Origin of the sequence: Halobacillus sp. SY10, from assembly GCF_045401165.1 — a bacterium.
Lineage (GTDB): Bacteria > Bacillota > Bacilli > Bacillales > Halobacillaceae > Halobacillus > Halobacillus aidingensis.
In genome coordinates, this window is the sequence record NZ_CP174345.1 from 1,919,436 (window position 1) to 1,937,835 (window position 18,400).

The 18,400-nt window shown below is 44.6% G+C and carries 18 protein-coding genes and 2 riboswitches; of the genes, 16 read left to right on the plus strand and 2 right to left on the minus strand.

Translation table 11 applies throughout. The features are described 5' to 3' along the window. The first annotated feature begins 61 nt into the window (after positions 1 to 61). The 14 genes from ACJA3J_RS09825 to spoVM all read left to right on the plus strand — a co-directional run bounded on the left by ACJA3J_RS09825 (position 62) and on the right by spoVM (position 14,267). Entirely contained in the window at positions 62 to 952 is an 891-nt protein-coding gene (locus ACJA3J_RS09825; RefSeq protein ID WP_406946158.1) for a YicC/YloC family endoribonuclease, read from the plus strand. Between the two features lie 79 nt (positions 953 to 1,031). Then, complete coding sequence (gene remA / locus ACJA3J_RS09830) at positions 1,032 to 1,295, plus strand: extracellular matrix/biofilm regulator RemA (protein WP_027954142.1); 264 nt, start codon at positions 1,032 to 1,034, stop codon at positions 1,293 to 1,295. Between the two features lie 14 nt (positions 1,296 to 1,309). After that, complete coding sequence (gene gmk, locus ACJA3J_RS09835; RefSeq protein ID WP_089654637.1) at positions 1,310 to 1,924, plus strand: guanylate kinase; 615 nt, start codon at positions 1,310 to 1,312, stop codon at positions 1,922 to 1,924. Between the two features lie 2 nt (positions 1,925 to 1,926). Beyond that, positions 1,927 to 2,154, plus strand: a complete 228-nt coding sequence (gene rpoZ / locus ACJA3J_RS09840) for a DNA-directed RNA polymerase subunit omega (RefSeq protein ID WP_089654638.1) — start codon at positions 1,927 to 1,929, stop codon at positions 2,152 to 2,154. A 105-nt stretch (positions 2,155 to 2,259) separates the two neighbouring features. Continuing rightward, complete coding sequence (gene coaBC, locus ACJA3J_RS09845; RefSeq protein ID WP_406946159.1) at positions 2,260 to 3,465, plus strand: bifunctional phosphopantothenoylcysteine decarboxylase/phosphopantothenate--cysteine ligase CoaBC; 1,206 nt, start codon at positions 2,260 to 2,262, stop codon at positions 3,463 to 3,465. Further along, a complete protein-coding gene (priA, locus tag ACJA3J_RS09850; RefSeq protein ID WP_406946160.1) occupies positions 3,462 to 5,870 on the plus strand; it encodes a primosomal protein N' in 2,409 nt (802 codons plus the stop codon). Before coaBC ends, priA begins: the two co-directional genes overlap by 4 nt. Before the next feature lie 22 nt (positions 5,871 to 5,892). Beyond that, on the plus strand, positions 5,893 to 6,840 hold the full coding sequence (fmt, locus tag ACJA3J_RS09855; protein ID WP_406946161.1) for a methionyl-tRNA formyltransferase: 948 nt from the start codon (positions 5,893 to 5,895) through the stop codon (positions 6,838 to 6,840). Beyond that, positions 6,833 to 8,179 carry a 16S rRNA (cytosine(967)-C(5))-methyltransferase RsmB gene (gene rsmB / locus ACJA3J_RS09860; protein ID WP_089654642.1) on the plus strand — a complete coding sequence of 449 codons (1,347 nt, stop codon included), beginning with the start codon at positions 6,833 to 6,835 and terminating at the stop codon, positions 8,177 to 8,179. The genes fmt and rsmB overlap by 8 nt, the downstream gene beginning before the upstream one ends. A gap of 133 nt (positions 8,180 to 8,312) precedes the next feature. Continuing rightward, positions 8,313 to 9,074 carry a Stp1/IreP family PP2C-type Ser/Thr phosphatase gene (locus tag ACJA3J_RS09865; RefSeq protein WP_406946162.1) on the plus strand — a complete coding sequence of 254 codons (762 nt, stop codon included), beginning with the start codon at positions 8,313 to 8,315 and terminating at the stop codon, positions 9,072 to 9,074. Then, a complete protein-coding gene (gene pknB / locus ACJA3J_RS09870; protein ID WP_089654643.1) occupies positions 9,074 to 11,143 on the plus strand; it encodes a Stk1 family PASTA domain-containing Ser/Thr kinase in 2,070 nt (689 codons plus the stop codon). The genes ACJA3J_RS09865 and pknB overlap by 1 nt, the downstream gene beginning before the upstream one ends. A gap of 11 nt (positions 11,144 to 11,154) precedes the next feature. After that, positions 11,155 to 12,036, plus strand: a complete 882-nt coding sequence (rsgA, locus tag ACJA3J_RS09875) for a ribosome small subunit-dependent GTPase A (protein ID WP_089654644.1) — start codon at positions 11,155 to 11,157, stop codon at positions 12,034 to 12,036. 2 nt (positions 12,037 to 12,038) lie between these two features. Further along, complete coding sequence (gene rpe, locus ACJA3J_RS09880; RefSeq protein WP_115893465.1) at positions 12,039 to 12,692, plus strand: ribulose-phosphate 3-epimerase; 654 nt, start codon at positions 12,039 to 12,041, stop codon at positions 12,690 to 12,692. 792 nt (positions 12,693 to 13,484) lie between these two features. Further along, a complete protein-coding gene (locus tag ACJA3J_RS09885; RefSeq protein ID WP_089654661.1) occupies positions 13,485 to 14,138 on the plus strand; it encodes a thiamine diphosphokinase in 654 nt (217 codons plus the stop codon). Between the two features lie 48 nt (positions 14,139 to 14,186). Next, positions 14,187 to 14,267 carry a stage V sporulation protein SpoVM gene (gene spoVM / locus ACJA3J_RS09890; RefSeq protein ID WP_035505439.1) on the plus strand — a complete coding sequence of 27 codons (81 nt, stop codon included), beginning with the start codon at positions 14,187 to 14,189 and terminating at the stop codon, positions 14,265 to 14,267. Positions 14,268 to 14,414: 147 nt separating this feature from the next. On the opposite strand, the gene rpmB is transcribed toward spoVM, so the two are convergent. Next, a complete protein-coding gene (gene rpmB, locus ACJA3J_RS09895) occupies positions 14,415 to 14,603 on the minus strand; it encodes a 50S ribosomal protein L28 (RefSeq protein WP_035505437.1) in 189 nt (62 codons plus the stop codon). A gap of 242 nt (positions 14,604 to 14,845) precedes the next feature. On the opposite strand from rpmB, the gene ACJA3J_RS09900 reads away from it, so the two are divergent. Then, complete coding sequence (locus ACJA3J_RS09900) at positions 14,846 to 15,208, plus strand: Asp23/Gls24 family envelope stress response protein (RefSeq protein ID WP_089654647.1); 363 nt, start codon at positions 14,846 to 14,848, stop codon at positions 15,206 to 15,208. A gap of 31 nt (positions 15,209 to 15,239) precedes the next feature. After that, a complete protein-coding gene (locus ACJA3J_RS09905) occupies positions 15,240 to 16,907 on the plus strand; it encodes a DAK2 domain-containing protein (RefSeq protein WP_089654648.1) in 1,668 nt (555 codons plus the stop codon). A gap of 37 nt (positions 16,908 to 16,944) precedes the next feature. Here ACJA3J_RS09905 and ACJA3J_RS09910 read toward each other — a convergent pair whose 3' ends face one another. Next, a complete protein-coding gene (locus ACJA3J_RS09910; RefSeq protein ID WP_406946163.1) occupies positions 16,945 to 17,826 on the minus strand; it encodes a sulfite exporter TauE/SafE family protein in 882 nt (293 codons plus the stop codon). 122 nt (positions 17,827 to 17,948) lie between these two features. Next, positions 17,949 to 18,046: riboswitch (SAM riboswitch) on the minus strand. Between the two features lie 169 nt (positions 18,047 to 18,215). Next, a riboswitch (SAM riboswitch) is annotated at positions 18,216 to 18,330 on the plus strand. The last annotated feature ends 70 nt before the right edge of the window (positions 18,331 to 18,400 follow it).

Sequence of the window (18,400 nt, forward strand, 5' to 3'; positions counted from 1 at the left end):
ATTCGCAACACCATCCAACATTTTGCTAAAATAGGTGTTGCATTCATTTTACATACAGGTGATGATCTTATTGTTAAAAAGTATGACAGGTTATGGGAAGAGTACGGTGGAAGTCGGTGAAACAAAGGTTCATGTGGAGATTCGGTCGGTGAATCATCGTTTTTTGGATATAACAACCAAGATGCCCCGTTCATTACTGTTTTTGGAGGATCGGCTGAAACAAGTCGTCAAAGGCCGATTATCCAGGGGTCGCGTTGATATCTTTGTAACGATCGAAGGAGAAGAATTGTTTGAAAAGAAAATCGATGTCAATTGGGAAATTGTCGATCAATATTTAGTCCGCTTGAAGGATATACAGCGCCGCTACGATTTGACGGGGGATATATCTATTGATATGGTATCCAAGTTAGACCATGTTTTTTCGGAAAAAGAGATAGAAACCGATTCGGATGAGTTGAAAATGGCTTTATTAGAGGCCATGGATGATGCTGCCACACAACTGGTAGAGATGCGGATGAAAGAAGGTCACGAATTATATGAAGATCTTGAAAAACGCATCGCAAAAGTGCGGTCATGGCTGAGCAGCCTGGACGAAAGGCGGCCGATGGTAATCGAAGAGTATAAAGAGAGGATTCGGACCCGTGTGGAAGAATACACGAAAGAACAAATCCGGACCGATGAAACAAAAATCCTCCAGGAAGTCGCTTTGCTTGCAGAGAAAGGGGACGTCACCGAAGAGTTGACGAGACTACAGTCGCACTTCATCCAATTTGAAGACATCCTTTCGATTGATGAGCCTGTAGGAAGACGACTCGATTTCATTGTGCAGGAAATGCACCGTGAAGTGAATACGATCGGATCGAAATCCAATGACGGCAAAATGACTGAGATGGTTGTGAATTTGAAAAGCGAGATTGAAAAGGTGAAAGAACAAGTACAAAATGTCGAATAACAATTGTGTTTATGCCTAGTTTTTTCATATAATAGAGGTAGTCATGAAAGTGCTTGGTCAGAAGAAGGAGGAGTCAGCTTTGAGCTTGAAATTAATCAACATCGGTTTTGGAAACGTCGTATCTGCGAATCGTATTATTTCTATTGTTTCGCCTGAATCCGCTCCGATCAAACGTATCATCACGGTCGCCCGTGACAATAATAAATTAGTAGATGCTACATATGGCCGCAGAACGCGTGCGGTCATTATTACAGATAGTGATCATGTCGTCCTTTCAGCCGTCCAGCCGGAAACCGTCGGACAGCGTGTCATCAGTAACGACGAGATCTCAGATGAAAACTAGGAGGACTTTTTGCAGTGATTGATCAGAAAGGTATTTTATTCATCCTTTCCGGCCCATCAGGTGTCGGAAAAGGAACGGTACGTAAAGCATTATTCGAACAGTCAACAGATTTGCGCTATTCTATATCCATGACGACTCGTGATCCACGTGAAGGTGAAGTGGACGGCGTCGATTATTTTTTCAAATCGAGAGATGAGTTCGAGAAATTAATTAGTGAAGGCCAATTGATTGAACATGCGGAATATGTGGGAAACTATTATGGAACACCCCGTCAATATGTAGAGCAGACATTGAACGAAGGCAAAGATGTCTTTTTGGAAATTGAAGTCCAGGGAGCTCTCAAAGTAAGGGAGAACTTCCCTGAAGGCGTGTTCGTCTTTTTGATTCCACCTTCTTTGGAAGAATTGAAAGACCGGATTGTCAACCGTGGCACAGAAACGGAAGACAAAGTGAAAAACCGCTTGAAAGCAGCGAAAGAAGAAATTGATATGATGGATGCGTATGATTATGTCGTCGTGAACGATCAGATTGACAATGCTGTAACGAAAGTGAAATCGATCGTTGCCAGTGAACACTGCAAACGTGAACGTGTCGCCCATCAATATAAAAAAGCATTGGAGGATGAATAATCATGATGTTAGAACCGTCCATTGATTCCCTACAGAAACAAATCAAATCCAAATATACACTCGTAACGCTGTCTGCAAGAAGAGCGCGTGAATTGAAACAAGGAGCAGCGCCTATGATCGACCATCCGACATCCCACCAGCAAGTGGGCGTGGCGCTTGAAGAAATCCGTGATGGCAAATTGAACTATATTGAAGCGGATGAAATCCAAGAACGAACAGAAACCACATAAGAACATCGAAACGACGTAGGAAAAGCCGCGCTTCTTCATTGAATCAGCGCGGCTTTTCCTACGTGTTTTAGTGCCAACATTTTTTAAGCAAAGGGGTCTCTTTAGATGTTGAATGGAAAAAAGATCGTCTTAGGAGTATCAGGTGGAATCGCCGCCTATAAAGCAGCCGCTTTAACAAGCAAACTCGTCCAAGCAGGGGCCGTTGTTAAAGTAATCATGACTGACAGCGCGCAAAAATTTGTAGCCCCGACTACTTTTCAGGCTTTGTCCAGACAGCCTGTTTATACCGATACCTTCGATGAACAAGATTCTTCTCAAATCCAGCACATCGATGTCGCTGACTGGGCGGACCTCTTCTTAATCGCCCCCGCGACGGCAAACGTGATCGGAAAACTCGCGAATGGTCTCGCCGATGATATGCTCTCGACGACCTTACTTGCGACCGAGGCACCTGTTTACATCGCTCCGGCCATGAATGTCCATATGTACAGTCATCCGGCTGTTATGAAGAACTTAAAGCAGCTGGATGACTGGGGCTTCCGGTTTATCGAGCCCGGGGAAGGTTATCTTGCGTGTGGCTATGTAGGGAAAGGACGGCTCGAGGAGCCTGAATCGATTGTCGAAGTGCTTCGGAAAGAATATCAACGGCCTCAGCCTCTTAAAGGAAAAAAAGTACTCATAACCGCAGGCCCTACCCGCGAGCAGATCGATCCGGTACGTTATTTCACGAATCCATCGACGGGTAAAATGGGGTATGCGTTAGCGGAAAAAGCTAAACAACTTGGCGCTGAAGTGACACTTATTTCAGGGCAGGTAGCCTTAGGACCTCCAGCTGGCGTGCATGTGATCCGTATTACGTCCGCTCAGGAAATGTATGACGAAGTGTTGAAAGCTTATCCTGATCAAGACCTTGTCATCAAGTCGGCAGCGGTCGCCGATTATCGTCCGAAAATAACGTACGATCAAAAGATGAAGAAGAAACCAGGGGACTATGTCGTTGAGATGGAGCGGACGAAGGATATTCTCATGGAACTTGGAGATCGCAAAGAACATCAATACTTAATTGGATTTGCTGCAGAAACGACAGATGTGGAGAAGTATGGTAGAGAGAAGATGGATAAAAAGAACCTCGATGCCATTGTCATTAATAATGTATCCGAAGAGGGTTCAGGGTTTGGAACGGACACCAATGCCTCCTTGTTTATTACCAAACGAGGAGAAGAAATGACATACCCGTTGATGAGCAAAGAGGAGCTCGCTGAAAACATTCTCATGGTGGCCAGTGGTGAGATGGAGAGTGAACCCCTTTGATTGCAAACGTAATCGTTGATGTACCCTCGCAAAATACGAACCGTCCTTTCGATTATGAAATACCCGAAAAGTTCGAAGGGATCGTTCAGCCGGGTGTTCGGGTGATCGTTCCATTTGGTCCACGCAAAATCTTAGGGTATGTCGTAGCTCTTTCAGAAACAAGTTCCTTTTCGTCCGTGAAAAAAATAACCGATGTCCTTGATGTCATCCCAACGTTGACCGAAGAACTTCTCCAACTCGGAAAATGGTTATCAAAAAACACTCTGAGCTACTATATTTCCTGTCTGCAGGTTATGCTCCCTCAGGTGATGAAAGCTAAATATCGCAAAGAGTTGTGGAAGCTGACCGAAGAACCCCTCGGCTCTGAACTTGACCCTTTATTTGATGGACGAGCGGTTGTGGATTTTGAAGAATTCGAGAAGTCGGGCATCGGGTATCATACACTCCGCAAACACATGAATGATGGAGACGTTGATGTCCATTATGAAGTGAAAAGCCGGGAAACGAAGAAGACAATGACGATGGTCCAACCTAATTTAAATCCGATGGAATTAGAGGAGAAGCTTGAAGATCTATCCCCGCAGGCGAAAAAACAGCGCACCATTGTCGAGTATTTCCTCGAGTATCCGGATGCGATAGAAAAGAAGAGACTTCTGGATGTGCTATCAACTACACCTGCCTCTTTGAAGCCGCTCATCGAACAGGGGGTTATTCGTGAATTCAAGCAGGAAGTTTTCAGGGACCCTTATGGTGATCGCGACTTCGAACGTACGCAGCCGTTCCCTCTGACAGCAGAACAGGAAACAGCTATCCAGCCGATCCTTAAGACCATCGAAGAAAACGCCCATGATGTTTTTCTTCTTCATGGAGTGACCGGTAGTGGTAAAACGGAAGTGTATTTGCAGTCGATCCAAGAAGTAATTGATAAAGGCGAAGAAGCCATCATGCTTGTGCCTGAAATTGCTTTGACCCCGCAAATGGTTGAACGGTTCAAAGGAAGATTCGGCTCAAAAGTGGCCGTCCTTCACAGTGCTTTATCAGCAGGGGAAAAGTACGACGAATGGCGGAAGATCCAACGCAGGGAGGTTCAAGTCGTTGTCGGAGCAAGGTCTGCGATCTTTGCTCCGTTTACGAACATCGGCTTGATCATCATCGATGAAGAACATGAAACGAGTTACAAACAGGAAGACCGGACACGTTACCATGCGAGAGATGTTGCCATTGAGAGAGGGAAAACCCACCAATGCCCTGTCGTTTTAGGTAGTGCCACACCGGCTCTCGAAAGTTATGCCAGGGCTGTCAAAGGCAATTATCAGCTGTTGACTATGAAAAAGCGGATGAATGAGTCGGTGATGCCGGCCGTGGATCTCGTCGATATGAGAGAGGAACTTCATAACGGAAACCGTTCCATGTTTTCCATCATGTTGAAGGAAAAAATCGAAGAAAGACTTTCCCGCGGGGAGCAGGTCGTGCTTTTTCTGAACAGACGAGGCTATTCGACCTTTGTCATGTGCAGGGATTGCGGCCATGTCAGTGAGTGCCCGCACTGTGACATTGCGCTTACGTTTCATAAGAGGCAGAATCGTTTGAAATGCCACTATTGTTCCCATGAAGAACCTATGCCGACAGAATGTCCCGAATGTGAAAGCAAAACGATCCGTTATTTCGGTACAGGGACTCAAAAAGTGGAAGAAGCGCTTCAGGAGTTAATCCCGGAAGCACGCGTGATCCGCATGGACGTCGACACGACAAGAAGGAAAGGGGCACACGAACGGCTCCTGAAAAAGTTTGGAGAAGGACAGGCGGATATCCTCCTTGGCACGCAAATGATTGCTAAAGGCCTGGATTTTGGAAATGTCACCCTTGTTGGTGTACTCGCTGCCGATGCGCTTCTCAACCTTCCTGACTTCCGTGCATCAGAAAAAACGTTCCAATTAATCACACAGGTAAGCGGGAGGGCAGGAAGACATGAGAAGCCTGGAGAGGTCGTCGTTCAAACGTACACACCGGAACACTATAGTATTGAATTGGCCAGCCAGTATGATTACGAACAATTTTTCAATGAAGAAATGAAACTGAGGAAAGCTTTCCGCTATCCTCCATACTTCTTCTTGACACTTTTCACTATTTCACATCCCAACCAATTGAAAGTGCAGGAAGTGACACAGAAAATCACCATGTTCATGCAGCAGAAGCTTTCAGATCAATCCTATGTTCTCGGGCCTACTCCTTCTGCGCTCACCAGGATCAATAATAGATATCGCTATCAATGCATGATAAAATACAAGAAGGAACCTGAGCAGCGAAAATTCGTTGAACGGATATTGCACTATTACGAAGATGAAATGAAACAAGAAAATGGTTTGCAGATTACGGTGGATTTCCAACCGTATCAGCTGATGTAAGCAAGAAGGGAGCAACAAAGTCATGACACGAATCGCATTCATGGGGACACCGGATTTCGCCGTACCTGTCCTTGACCGCATTATTGAAGAGGGGTATGAGGTTGTCCTTGTAATTACTCAACCGGACCGTCCGAAAGGGAGAAAAAAAACAATGACCCCTCCTCCTGTCAAAGTAGCGGCGGAAAAACACGGAATTCCTGTATTTCAACCAGAAAAAATCAAAGACGAATATAAAGAAGTTCTTGCTTACGATCCCGACTTGATCGTAACCGCTGCCTTCGGTCAAATTTTACCGGAAGCACTACTCCAGGAGCCTAAGCACGGATGTATCAATGTCCATGCATCCTTACTGCCTGAATTCAGAGGGGGTGCACCGATTCATTACAGCATCCTCGAAGGGAAGAAAGAGACAGGCGTCACCATCATGTATATGGTCAAACGTCTCGATGCAGGGGACATGCTTTCAAAAGTCACCGTCCCGATTGAAGACGAGGACCATGTCGGGACGCTGCATGATAAACTTTCCGTAGCAGGAGCGGAGTTGTTGGCGGACACACTGCCGAAGTTATTGAGCGGAGGTATTACCCCGGTAGAGCAGGATGAGTCCAAAGTCACTTTCGCTTCCAATATCAAAAGGGAGCAAGAGCTCATCGACTGGAGCAAAGATCAACAGACGGTCTATAACCATGTACGTGGACTTCATCCATGGCCGGTCGCTTATACCTATTGGAACGGCAAGCCGATGAAAGTCTGGTGGATTGAAAAAATGGAAGATACGTTTGAGGAAGCACCTGGAACAGTGGTCAAAATCGAAGAAGATGGCTTCCTTGTCACAACGGGTGGAAACAAAACTGTGAAAGTCGTTTCCCTTCAACCTTCCGGAAAGAAGAAGATGGACGGGCAGGCGTTTATTAATGGAGCTGGTCAGTCCTTACAGGTCGGAGAAAGTCTGGGTGAGGCGCATGACTAAATATGCATTAAGAGAGTCAGCCCTTGATCTTCTTACTCGAATTGGTGAGCAGGGCGGATTCAGTCACGTTTTATTAGACCGGGAGATTTCTAAACAAAAGCTTTCCAGACAAGATGGAGCCCTGTTAACTGAAATCGTATACGGAACACTCCAACGGCGGGATTTGATCCACTATTTCATCCAGCCTTACATCGCCAAACAGAAGAAAATAAAGCCATGGGTACGCTGGCTTCTTTATATGTCTGTTTACCAGATGATTTTCCTTGAAAGAGTACCGGATCATGCGATTATCCATGAAGCCGTTGAAATTTCAAAGAAACGGGGACATAAGGGGATTTCTTCATTCATGAACGGCGTGCTTCGGAACGTCCAGCGCAAGGGAGTCCAGAGCCTGGATAAAATCGAAGATCCTGTAGAGCGAATGGCGATTGAAACCAGTCATCCTCAATGGCTCGTCAATCGCTGGGTCGATCAGTACGGATTTGAAACGACGAAAGCAATGTGTGAAGCAAACAATCAGCACCTTCCTATGTCTCTGAGAGTCCAGCCGCTTCGAATTTCTCGGGAAGAAGCGATGAAACAGCTGCAAGAGGATGGTTTCAAAGTCGAAGAGAGCACACTATCTCCTCAAGGCTTCCTCGTTCTTGAAGGGGCGATTCTCTCTCATCCCCTTTTCCAAGAGGGGTACGTGACCGTTCAAGACCAGAGTTCCATGCTTGTAGCGGAAATGATGGATCTTGAAAAGGAACTGACTGTGCTGGATGCCTGCAGCGCTCCTGGAGGTAAAACCACCCATATCGCTGAAAAGATGGAAGACCAGGGGGAAGTCGTTGCCTATGACTTGCATGAGAAAAAAGCGAAACTCGTGAGCAAAAAGGCCGAACAGTTGCAGCTCACATCAATTACCGCTAGTCAGGCAGATTCCAGGAAGCTGGGAGAAAAACATGCTCCTGGCGCCTTTGACCGCATCTTACTTGATGCTCCTTGTTCCGGCCTTGGAGTTTTACGAGGAAAACCGGATATTAAATACCATAAAAAAGAAGAAGATATTTTCTCTCTAAGAAACATTCAGGATGATCTATTGAGAGAAGTTGCACCACTACTAAAGCCTGGAGGAAAGCTCGTCTATAGTACTTGTACGGTCGACCGTCATGAAAATGAGGAAGCCGTCCAGCATTTCTTAAAAGAGCACTCGGACTTTGAAGTAGATCCATCCTTCTTCGAGGAGCTACCACCAGCTCTTAAAGAATCCCAGGGTCTTTCCGAAACAGGCCTTCAGCTTTTCCCTCAAGAATGGGATACGGATGGATTTTTCTTGACCCGATTGCGAAAGAAGTGACAAATAACAGAAATAGAAAATAAAGCCTTGGGAAGGAAAGCCGATTCCTTCCCATTAAGGCGAAAAGAGGAACACCACCTAAGAATCAACCCCCATGTTTGATCGAAGTTATAAATATGAGGCAGGTGAGACCATGATAGGTTATTACGAGACAGATCAGGGGAAAGTCAGAATTCATAACGAGGATGCCGGTGGGGTTTTCAAAAACGATGCAGGCCAAGTCCTCGCCATTGTAGCCGACGGAATGGGCGGACACCAGGCCGGTGATGTAGCCAGCCAGATGACGACCTCACATTTACATAAAAAATGGCAGGAAGCCAAGCTCATTGAGACTCCTGATGAAGCTGAAAAATGGATTAAAGAAGCGGTGCGCTCTGCGAACAATGAAATCAAATCCTATGCCAATGACCATGAAGAATGTGCAGGGATGGGAACAACCGTGGTTGTGGCACTATGTACAAAAGAATTCGCAACGGTCGGACACATTGGAGACAGCCGCTGTTATTTTGCTAATGCCTATGGCTTCAAAGTGATTACTGAGGATCATTCCTTAGTGAACGAACTTGTCCGTTCAGGTCAGATTACCGAAGAGCAGGCGGAGCATCACCCTAGAAAAAACGTATTATTAAAAGCACTTGGGACAGAATTTGATTTGACAGCAGATGTGAAAACGATGGAATTCGAAGAGAATGACCGCCTTCTTCTATGTACAGACGGATTAACCAATAAGGTGAGCGATGAAGAATTAAGTGAATTGAAATCATTCGAAGGGGAATGGTCATCGTTTACGCAGCAGATGATTGATCTTGCGAATGAACGTGGAGGGGAAGATAATATTACGCTTGCAGTCGTGCACCATCATCCTTCTTCCGACCAGAAAGAAGGTGCGGAATAATGTTGAACAACCGTCTCCTTAATGACCGTTATCGTGTACAAGAGATGATCGGTGGCGGCGGTATGGCGAATGTCTACCTTGCTCATGACACGATTCTAGACAGGGATGTTGCCATTAAAGTATTACGACTGGAACATGGAAATGATGAGGAGTTTATTGCCCGCTTTCATAGAGAAGCCCAATCAGCTACGAGTCTCTCTCATCCTAATATCGTTAACATTTATGATGTCGGAGAAGAAGACGATATTTATTTTATGGTGATGGAGTTTGTCGATGGAATGACGTTGAAGCAGTATATTCAACAACATAGTCCAGTCGATGTGTCTGAAGCGGTGGATATTATGAGACAGATTGCATCAGCAATCGCTCATGCGCATGATAATGGAATCGTTCATAGGGATATCAAACCGCAGAATATTCTTATTGATCATTACGGTCATGTGAAAGTGACGGATTTTGGAATTGCGATGGCCCTAAGTGCGACAGCGCTGACTCAGACCAATTCTGTACTCGGTTCTGTTCATTATCTATCGCCGGAACAAGCGCGGGGTGGAATGGCGACAAAAAAATCCGATGTATATTCACTCGGCATTGTTTTTTTCGAATTACTGACGGGGAGGCTCCCTTTTTCAGGAGAATCTCCAGTCTCGATCGCCTTGAAACACCTTCAGCATGAAACGCCTTCCTTGAAAAGATGGAATTCCGACTTGCCTCAAAGTGTCGAAAATATCGTTTTGAAATCGACGGCCAAAGATCCGTTTCATCGATATGAATCAGTGTTAGAAATGGAACATGATATTGAAACTTCTCTCGAACCTTACCGGGCGGATGAGCCGGTTTTCACATTACCTGATGATGGGGATGAAGAAAAAACCAAAGCGATCCCTGTCATTACGAATGAAGCCTACGGCGATTCACCTGATGAAGATACGATTATCAATACTAGTGATCACAAACCTGTCAGCCCACCCCCGACATCGTCGACAAAAACCTATAAGGAAACAGCTCCATCTGATCAACCGACTGCCGAGAAAAAGACAAAGAAAAAGCGGAAAGTATGGCCGTGGATTCTTACCGTTATACTATTGTTATTGATCGGGGGACTCGTGGCATTATTCACAATCCCTGGTATCATTCAACCTGCAGATGTGGAGATACCTGATCTTGCAGGGGAAGAGTACGAGACGGCTTATAGTGAACTCAGTGACTTGAACCTTACTGTGACAAGAGAAACACGTTTTTCTGATGATGTGGAAGAGGGCGATGTCATTGAAACAGATCCTGAAGCAGGGATGACGGTAAAAGAAGAGTCAAATGTTACAGTTTACATTAGCAATGGAAAAGAGAGAGTAGAGTTTCCGGATTATACAGGACAGGATTTCGATCGGGTGAAAGAAGAGTTGGAAGAAAAAGGTTATGAGAAGGTTGATTCATACGAAGAAACGAGTAGTGATGTACCGAAAGGCGAAATCATCGCACACCTGAGCCCAAGCGCAGGAAGTAGTGTCATTCCAGAGGATACAACGGTATCATTCCGTGTAAGCTCTGGTGAAGAAACGATAGACTTGGCAGAATTAGTTGGTGCTAATGAAAGTTTCGCAGTGAGATCCTTGGAAAGTAATAACCTAGAATCTAATATCACTTATCAATACTCAGAACAAGTGCCAGAAGGAATTGTAATCAGCCAGGACCCAGCTGCTTCAACGGAAGTAGAGCAGGGATCTACCGTAAACTTAGTTATTTCTAAAGGACCTGAGCCAAAACCTCCTAGAGATGAAACCGTTTCTATTGAAGTTCCGTATGAACCGGAAACGAATGATGAAGAAGGACAAGGGGATGGCGAGCAAGAAGGCGAACAAGAAGACGAACAGGCAGAGCCCGAGGGTCAGGAAGTATTGATTTATGTGAAAGATGCAAATCGAGACGGAAGTACACCTGTGATTAGTGAAACAATTACAGAGACGAAGACTTTTGAAATCACTTTAACGATTGAACCGGGAGAAGTAGCGACCTACCGGGTAATGAGAGATGGAGAAGTCTATCAAGAAGAAGTGGAAGTAGCGTATTAAGAGGTGAAAAAATGCCAGTAGGAAAAATTATTAAATCATTGAGCGGGTTCTATTATGTCCTTTGTGAAGGAGAGGTCTACCAATGCCGGGGGCGTGGAAACTTCCGTAAAAAGAAAGTCACTCCTTTGGTTGGTGATCTCGTAGAATTCAAGGCGGAAAATAAGAAAGAAGGATATATCTTATCCATCGAAAACAGAAAAAATGAGTTGGTAAGGCCTCCGATTTCGAATGTCGATCAAGCGTTAATCGTCACTTCTGCCGTTCACCCGAATTTCAATGCTTTATTACTGGATCGCTTCCTCGTCCTTGTGGAAGAGAAGAGGATTGAGCCTTTTATCGTCATCTCCAAGGTGGATCAGCTGGATGAACAACAAATGGAAGTGATGGAAAGCTACAAAACACTGTATGAAAAAATCGGCTATCCGGTCATTTTATCTGCTGTAGACGATACGGAAGCTATGGACCAAATTCAATCTCACCTGGCTGGCCGTACAACGGTGATCGCCGGCCAGTCAGGCGTCGGAAAATCGTCCTTGCTCAATTCAATCGACCCTAGACTCTCCATTGATACAGATGAAATCTCAGAAAGTTTAGGCCGCGGGAAACATACGACACGTCACGTAGAACTTTATGAAATAGCGGAAGGTCTTGTGGCGGATACTCCTGGCTTCAGTTCACTGGAATTCGGGGAATTGGAACTTGATCAACTGCCTGAGTGTTTCCCTGAGTTCGTAGAGGTACAGAATGATTGTAAATTCCGGGGTTGTCTGCACCATAAAGAACCGAAGTGCGCGGTAAAATCAGCCGTAGAGAACGGGGAGATTTCCGATCAGCGGTACGAGCATTACTTACAATTTTTAAATGAAATACAGAATAGAAAGCCGAGGTATTAAACATGACTAAAATTGCACCATCCATTCTAGCTTCTGATTTTTCGAAACTTGGAGATGAAATCAAGGATGTCGAACGTGGCGGAGCGGATTATATCCATGTGGACGTCATGGATGGACATTTTGTTCCTAATATAACAATCGGTCCATTAATTGTGGACCACATCCGCCCGGTAACCGACTTGCCCCTTGATGTCCATTTGATGATTGAAAATCCGGATCAATATATCGAAGCTTTTGCCAAAGCAGGATCTGATATCATCACCGTTCATCAGGAAGCATGTCCTCACCTCCATAGAACGATTCAATTGATCAAGAGCCATGGAGTAAAAGCAGGAGTGGTCATTAACCCGGCTACTCCAGCAGAAACAATCCGTCCGATTCTCCAAGATGTTGACCTTGTCCTCTTAATGACGGTCAACCCAGGGTTCGGAGGTCAATCGTTCATCCATTCGGTCGTACCGAAAATTGAACAAATCTCCCAGTGGCGGGAAGAAGAAGGACTATCCTTCGAGATTGAAATCGATGGCGGAGTGAAAGTAGAAACGGCTAAACTTTGTACAGCCGCTGGAGCTGATGTCCTCGTTGCCGGCAGTGCCATCTTTAATCAAGAAGATCGTAAAAAAGCGATTGAAGAAATCAGACAATCGTCAGAATGACCAAAAAGCTCAAAGGATCCTTATCCTTTGGGCTTTTTCATTCCCTTGTTTGATTGGCATCCAATACAGAAATAAGTTACATTTTACTTTAGGAGAAATCGTCCTATTGTAGAATATGGCAGGTTTCTTTAAGGCTCAGTTTCGAGACTTTTGTTGAGTGGATGGGGGCTGCGGGGAATGAGTCGCTTTCCGTGGGGCCCAACACGAGGAGGGGTCGTTCGATGTTGGCATAGGACGTGCCGAACTTAATCGAACTTCCTCTGTTCTCTTGAGCCTCCTCGGACTGCGTCCTGCGGGGTCTCACCATGCACTTTTTTCCCACAGGAGTCTCCCCATTCCCCTCCGCCCCTTTGCCATGGAAGATTCTCGAAACCACTTCTGGAAAAATCAGCTTTTATGATTGAGGGAAGTGGATAATATAACCCCCTCCACAGCGGGCATTCACAACGTAAAAGCTTGATACAGAGCGCTTTATTCCTGCATAGGAGGGAAGAGTTGGAGAAACTCCTTCTCGGTATAGGGGTTCGTTTCTCCCTTACATGGAATGGGGTGGTTGGGAAGCTGCGAGACTCCCGTGGGAGAAGGAGGTAGGCGAGATCCCGCAGGACAAAGTCCGAGGAAGCTCGGCGCTCCCCCACAGGAAAGCGAGTGGCTTCCCAACCACCCCTGACTCCAAATACGGCAAACGAACCCCGGTTATCTCGAAACTGAGTCTTCCACAAACGGGAGCTTATCGTGAACAGTAAATCATTGTGATTTTTATGGTGAAGATATAGGAAGGATGTTATGGATATGAAGAGAGTTATTGTTGTTGGTGGTGGGCCGAAGTCTTACATACCGGATGTAAAAGCATACGCATGTGAAGAATGCATTTGGATCGGGGCCGATCAAGGGGCGGAGGTCCTCGTTGAGCAGGGAGTGAACCCTGATATCGCCATCGGAGATTTTGATTCCGTGTCGGAACAGTCCTTGGCTGAAATAAAAAAGAAATCCAAACGAGTCCTTGTTTATCCAGATGAAAAAGATGAAACGGACTTGGAATTAGCCATAAATGAAGCACTCCGCTTACATCCGGGGCATATTCTATTATTCGGGGTGACCGGTGGTCGGATCGATCATTCTCAAGCGAACATGCAACTCCTGTACCCTCTAATGAAGGAGAATGTAAAAAGTACAATCATCGATCGACAAAACCGAGTGGAATTAGTCTCTGCTGGTGAGCATAAGATAGAAGCGGATGAATTTTACCCATATGTTTCTTTCTTGCCGGTCACGCTTGAAGTGACAAAAATTACGCTCGAAGGGTTCTACTATCCTTTGGATCAAGCTTACCTGCCATTTGGATCCACCTTGTGCATCTCAAATCGACTGATTGAAGATACAGGTACTTTTTCATTTGAGTCAGGCATACTCTTAGTAATAAGAAGTACAGACTTGCCTACTTGAAGGTAATAAGGGAGTTCGCATTAGTTCATATAGGAGGAGGGGGCTCTTTTGAAATTTTATACCATCAAACTCCCAAGGTTCGTCGGGGGTTTAGTGCGCGCAGTCATAAGTACATTTAAAAAAGATTAGGACCAAATCAAAAGGGAAAACTCCGGGGTACACATGGGCTGAGCTCCGGAGAGCATTACAAGCGCCCGTTTACTTATCTTTAGACAAATAAAAAAAGCACCCGGGAAGGGTGCTTTTTTTGTGAGCTCATAAGCTCAGTGTCCGCAATTATACGCGTTGTACTTTGCCAGACTTAAGTTCACGTGCTGTTACGTAAACTTTTTGAGGCTTGCCATCCACAAGGATGCGAACTTTTTGAACATTAGCTTTAAATTTACGTTTATTAGCGTTCATCGCGTGTGAACGGTGGTTACCTGAACGTGTACCTTTACCAGATAGAACACTTCTGCGTGCCATGAAAATCCCTCCTGTTACATACATAAATCATCAGATACTTAGTAACTTTATCATATAGAATACGTGTTTGCAATAATCTAGTGAGAATTATATCAAGAATTTTTTCTTGACAGAACTTATGAATTGTTACACAGTATAGTAGGGATATCCAGGTCATTTTCTTACCATTGAACAGAAATTCATTTCACACTTTTGTGTTATAATAGGGTAGGATTAATGAGGATTATAAAGGAGGATCTATTATGTCTGTTGATTTAAATAACCAATATGGTCATATTACTATTAGCAATGAAGTCATTTCAACGATTGCTGGAGGAGCTGCTGTCGAGTGCTACGGCATCGTCGGGATGGCATCTAAAAATCAGATCCGTGATGGTTTATCTGAAATGCTCCGCAAAGAGAATTTTTCCAGAGGAGTCGTTGTCAGACAGGATGAAGATCGCCTCCATATAGACATGTACATTATCGTGAGCTACGGTACGAAAATTTCCGAAGTCGCTCATAATGTCCAATCACAAGTAAAATACACACTAAACAAAACAGTTGGTTTGTCCGTGGATTCTGTGAATATTTTCATTCAGGGAGTTCGTGTGACAACTGAATAGATCGCGGTTGTAGTCAAAGGAGGAAGTAAGTGTGACGTTACAAAAGTTAGACGGCAAGACGCTTGCCGAAATGATCTTGCAAGGAGCTCATCATTTAAAGCAGAACTCACAAATGATTGATGCTTTGAATGTTTTCCCTGTACCGGATGGAGATACGGGGACGAATATGAATCTGTCCATGACTTCTGGAGCTGAAGAAGTACGGAATGTGGACCAGAATCATGTAGGAACAGTGGCCCAATCTTTATCCAAAGGTCTCTTAATGGGAGCGCGTGGTAACTCAGGTGTTATTCTCTCCCAAATTTTCCGTGGTTTTTCAAAGGCGATTGAAGGTAAAGAAGTCATTACAACCAAAGACTTTTCGGACGCTCTTCAAGGCGGGGCCACCACAGCATATAAAGCCGTCATGAAACCTGTGGAAGGAACCATTCTTACTGTAGCAAGAGAGACTGCCGAAGCATCTGCCGAGATTGCTGAAAAAGAAGATGACTTCATTCCATTCATCGAAGGAGTCGTTCAAGCAGCGAAAAAATCATTGAAGCATACGCCTGAACTGCTTCCAGTATTGAAGGAAGTGGGGGTCGTGGATAGTGGCGGTCAGGGCCTTGTCACGATTTATGAAGGTTTCCTAGCCAACTTAAAAGGGGAAGAGGTTCCTGATCTTGATGATACAGTATCGATGGATGACATGGTCAACGCTGAACACCACAAGTTAAATCAGGATTTCATGAATACAGAGGATATTGAATTTGGCTATTGCACAGAATTCATGGTCAAATTTGAAGAAGATAAACTTGCTGAACATCCATATGATGAAGAAGCCTTCCGTAATGAGCTCAGTGAAATGGGAGATTCTCTGCTTGTCGTTTCTGATGAAGACTTGATCAAAGTCCATGTCCACGTGGAATATCCAGGTGAAGCGATGACCTTGGGGCAAAGATACGGCAGTCTTGTCAACATGAAGATTGAGAATATGCGTGAGCAGCATACGTCGATCGTTGGTGACAAAAAGAAAGCCAAGCCCAAGTCAGAGGAAAAAGCAGAGTACGGAATCGTGACAGTAAGCATGGGAGACGGAATCAAGAAGTTGTTTGAAAGTCTTGGAGCTACTGTTGTTATCCAAGGTGGACAAACCATGAACCCGAGTACTCAAGATCTTTCGGAAGCGATTAAAGAAGCACATGCAAAACGAGTGCTTGTCTTGCCGAATAACAAGAATATCGTCATGGCTGCTGAACAAGCGGCAGAATTAGCGGATGTAGAGGTGGCTGTCATTCCATCGAAAACGATTCCTCAAGGGATGAGCGCCCTTCTAGGGTTCAACCCAGAAGCGGATCTTGATGCGAATAAAGAGGAAATGCAGAGCCTCATGGCTGAAGTGAAGACAGGGCAAATTACGTACGCCGTCAGAGATACACAAATTGATGGGTTGGACATTTCCAAAGGCCATTTCATGGGAATCGCCGATGGCAAAATTTCCGCCACAGATCAAGATGCATTGACGACTGCTAAAACGTTGTTGAACCAAATGATTGACGAAGATGAAGATGAAATTCTGACCATCTTGACAGGTGAAGAAGTCGACGAAAAAGATGTAGCAGAACTTGAATCATTCATAGAAGAAACGTATGAAGATCTAGAAGTGGAAATCCACAATGGTGGACAGCCGATTTACTCCTATATCTTTTCAATCGAATAAAACGTGCAGGAACGCAGCTCTTGGGGCTGCGTTTCTTTTATGCTTGTTTTCGAACCACCTTGACTCGAAGATGGTTTCGAATAGAAAAAACAACAATCAAGAGATAGCCGGATAGCAGACAAGTGTACACAAACGTTAAGATCGAATCACTGACTTGGATCGAAGAAAGTAAAGTCCTCGTATTTGTAAGTATGATAAAACCTCCGGCTAATACTCCAAGAACAGAAGAGGGGAGGGTTTTGACAAGCCAAGCGGCAATGGGTGCTGCTATGACACCACCGATAACGAAAGATGAAATGAGCAGCCAGCTGAACTGGTCATGCCCTAAAAAAATCAAAAACCCAGCCGTTGCTGAAATCGTTACCAGAAATTCGCTCGTATCCACTGTTCCAATGACTTTTCTTGGAGCAATCCCTGATTGAGAAAGAAGCGCAGGTGTATTCACAGGTCCCCATCCACCCCCTCCGACACTATCCAAAAAACCCCCGGCAATTCCAAGTGGCAAGAGGAAACGTTTGTTTACAGACTTCTTTTCTTTGGTATGTGTTTTTTTCGAAAGGTATAGGAAACGAAAAATGATATAAATCCCTAGTGTGAGTAGGAATATGGATATGTAAGGTCTAATGAATTCCCCTGATATATAGCTTAAAAATGCCGCACCTAAAAAGGCACTGATGGCTCCAGGAACTGCGATAATCATGACAAGGCGTTTATCTACATTGCCAAATTTATAGTGGGAAAAGCCTGAAACAGCCGTGGTGGCGATCTGAGACATATGGATGGAAGCGGATGCTACAGCAGGAGCAAGTCCATAGGATAAGAGAATGGTTGATGAGCTAAGCCCAAACCCCATGCCGAGTGCACCGTCCATCAGTTGAGCAACAAACCCAATGAGTGCGAAAATCGTTAGTTTTTGCAAAGTGTACCACTCCTTTTAAAAAGTCCAATGTATAGTAAAGTATTTTTCATTATTCCTATGCATTTACTTGGTTTTATAATCAAAAAAAACTCCCCCGTCTGAAAGAAGGGGGAGTGATCCGCACCTTATCTTTCAGCCTTCTGGCTGCTGGAATGAGCACCTTCTTAAAGGTTGCTGCGGGATCGTCAGACCAGTTTCCTCCCCCGACTCTTCATAAGGATCGTATGAATATTTTTAGAATAATTCTAAAACTAACGGACATGGATTTGTTTGTCAAACATATTTATTAAAAAAGCAGAAAAATTATAATTTTTCAAAAAAACATTGACATCTGTTGAAAAGGAGCATAAGATTTGTATCAACTTGTTTTTCAAAAAATTTCATACCTTTTCTTATCTAGAGAGGTGGAGGGACTGGCCCTTTGAAACCTCGGCAACGGGTCTGATGATGTATACAGATACTGTGCCAATTCCAGCAAGTGGTGAACGCTTGAGAAGATAGGGAGAATGTAGTTTACATGTATTTGTAAAAGCCTTTCTTCTTATCGTGAAGATAGGCTTTTTTGCTTTTAAGA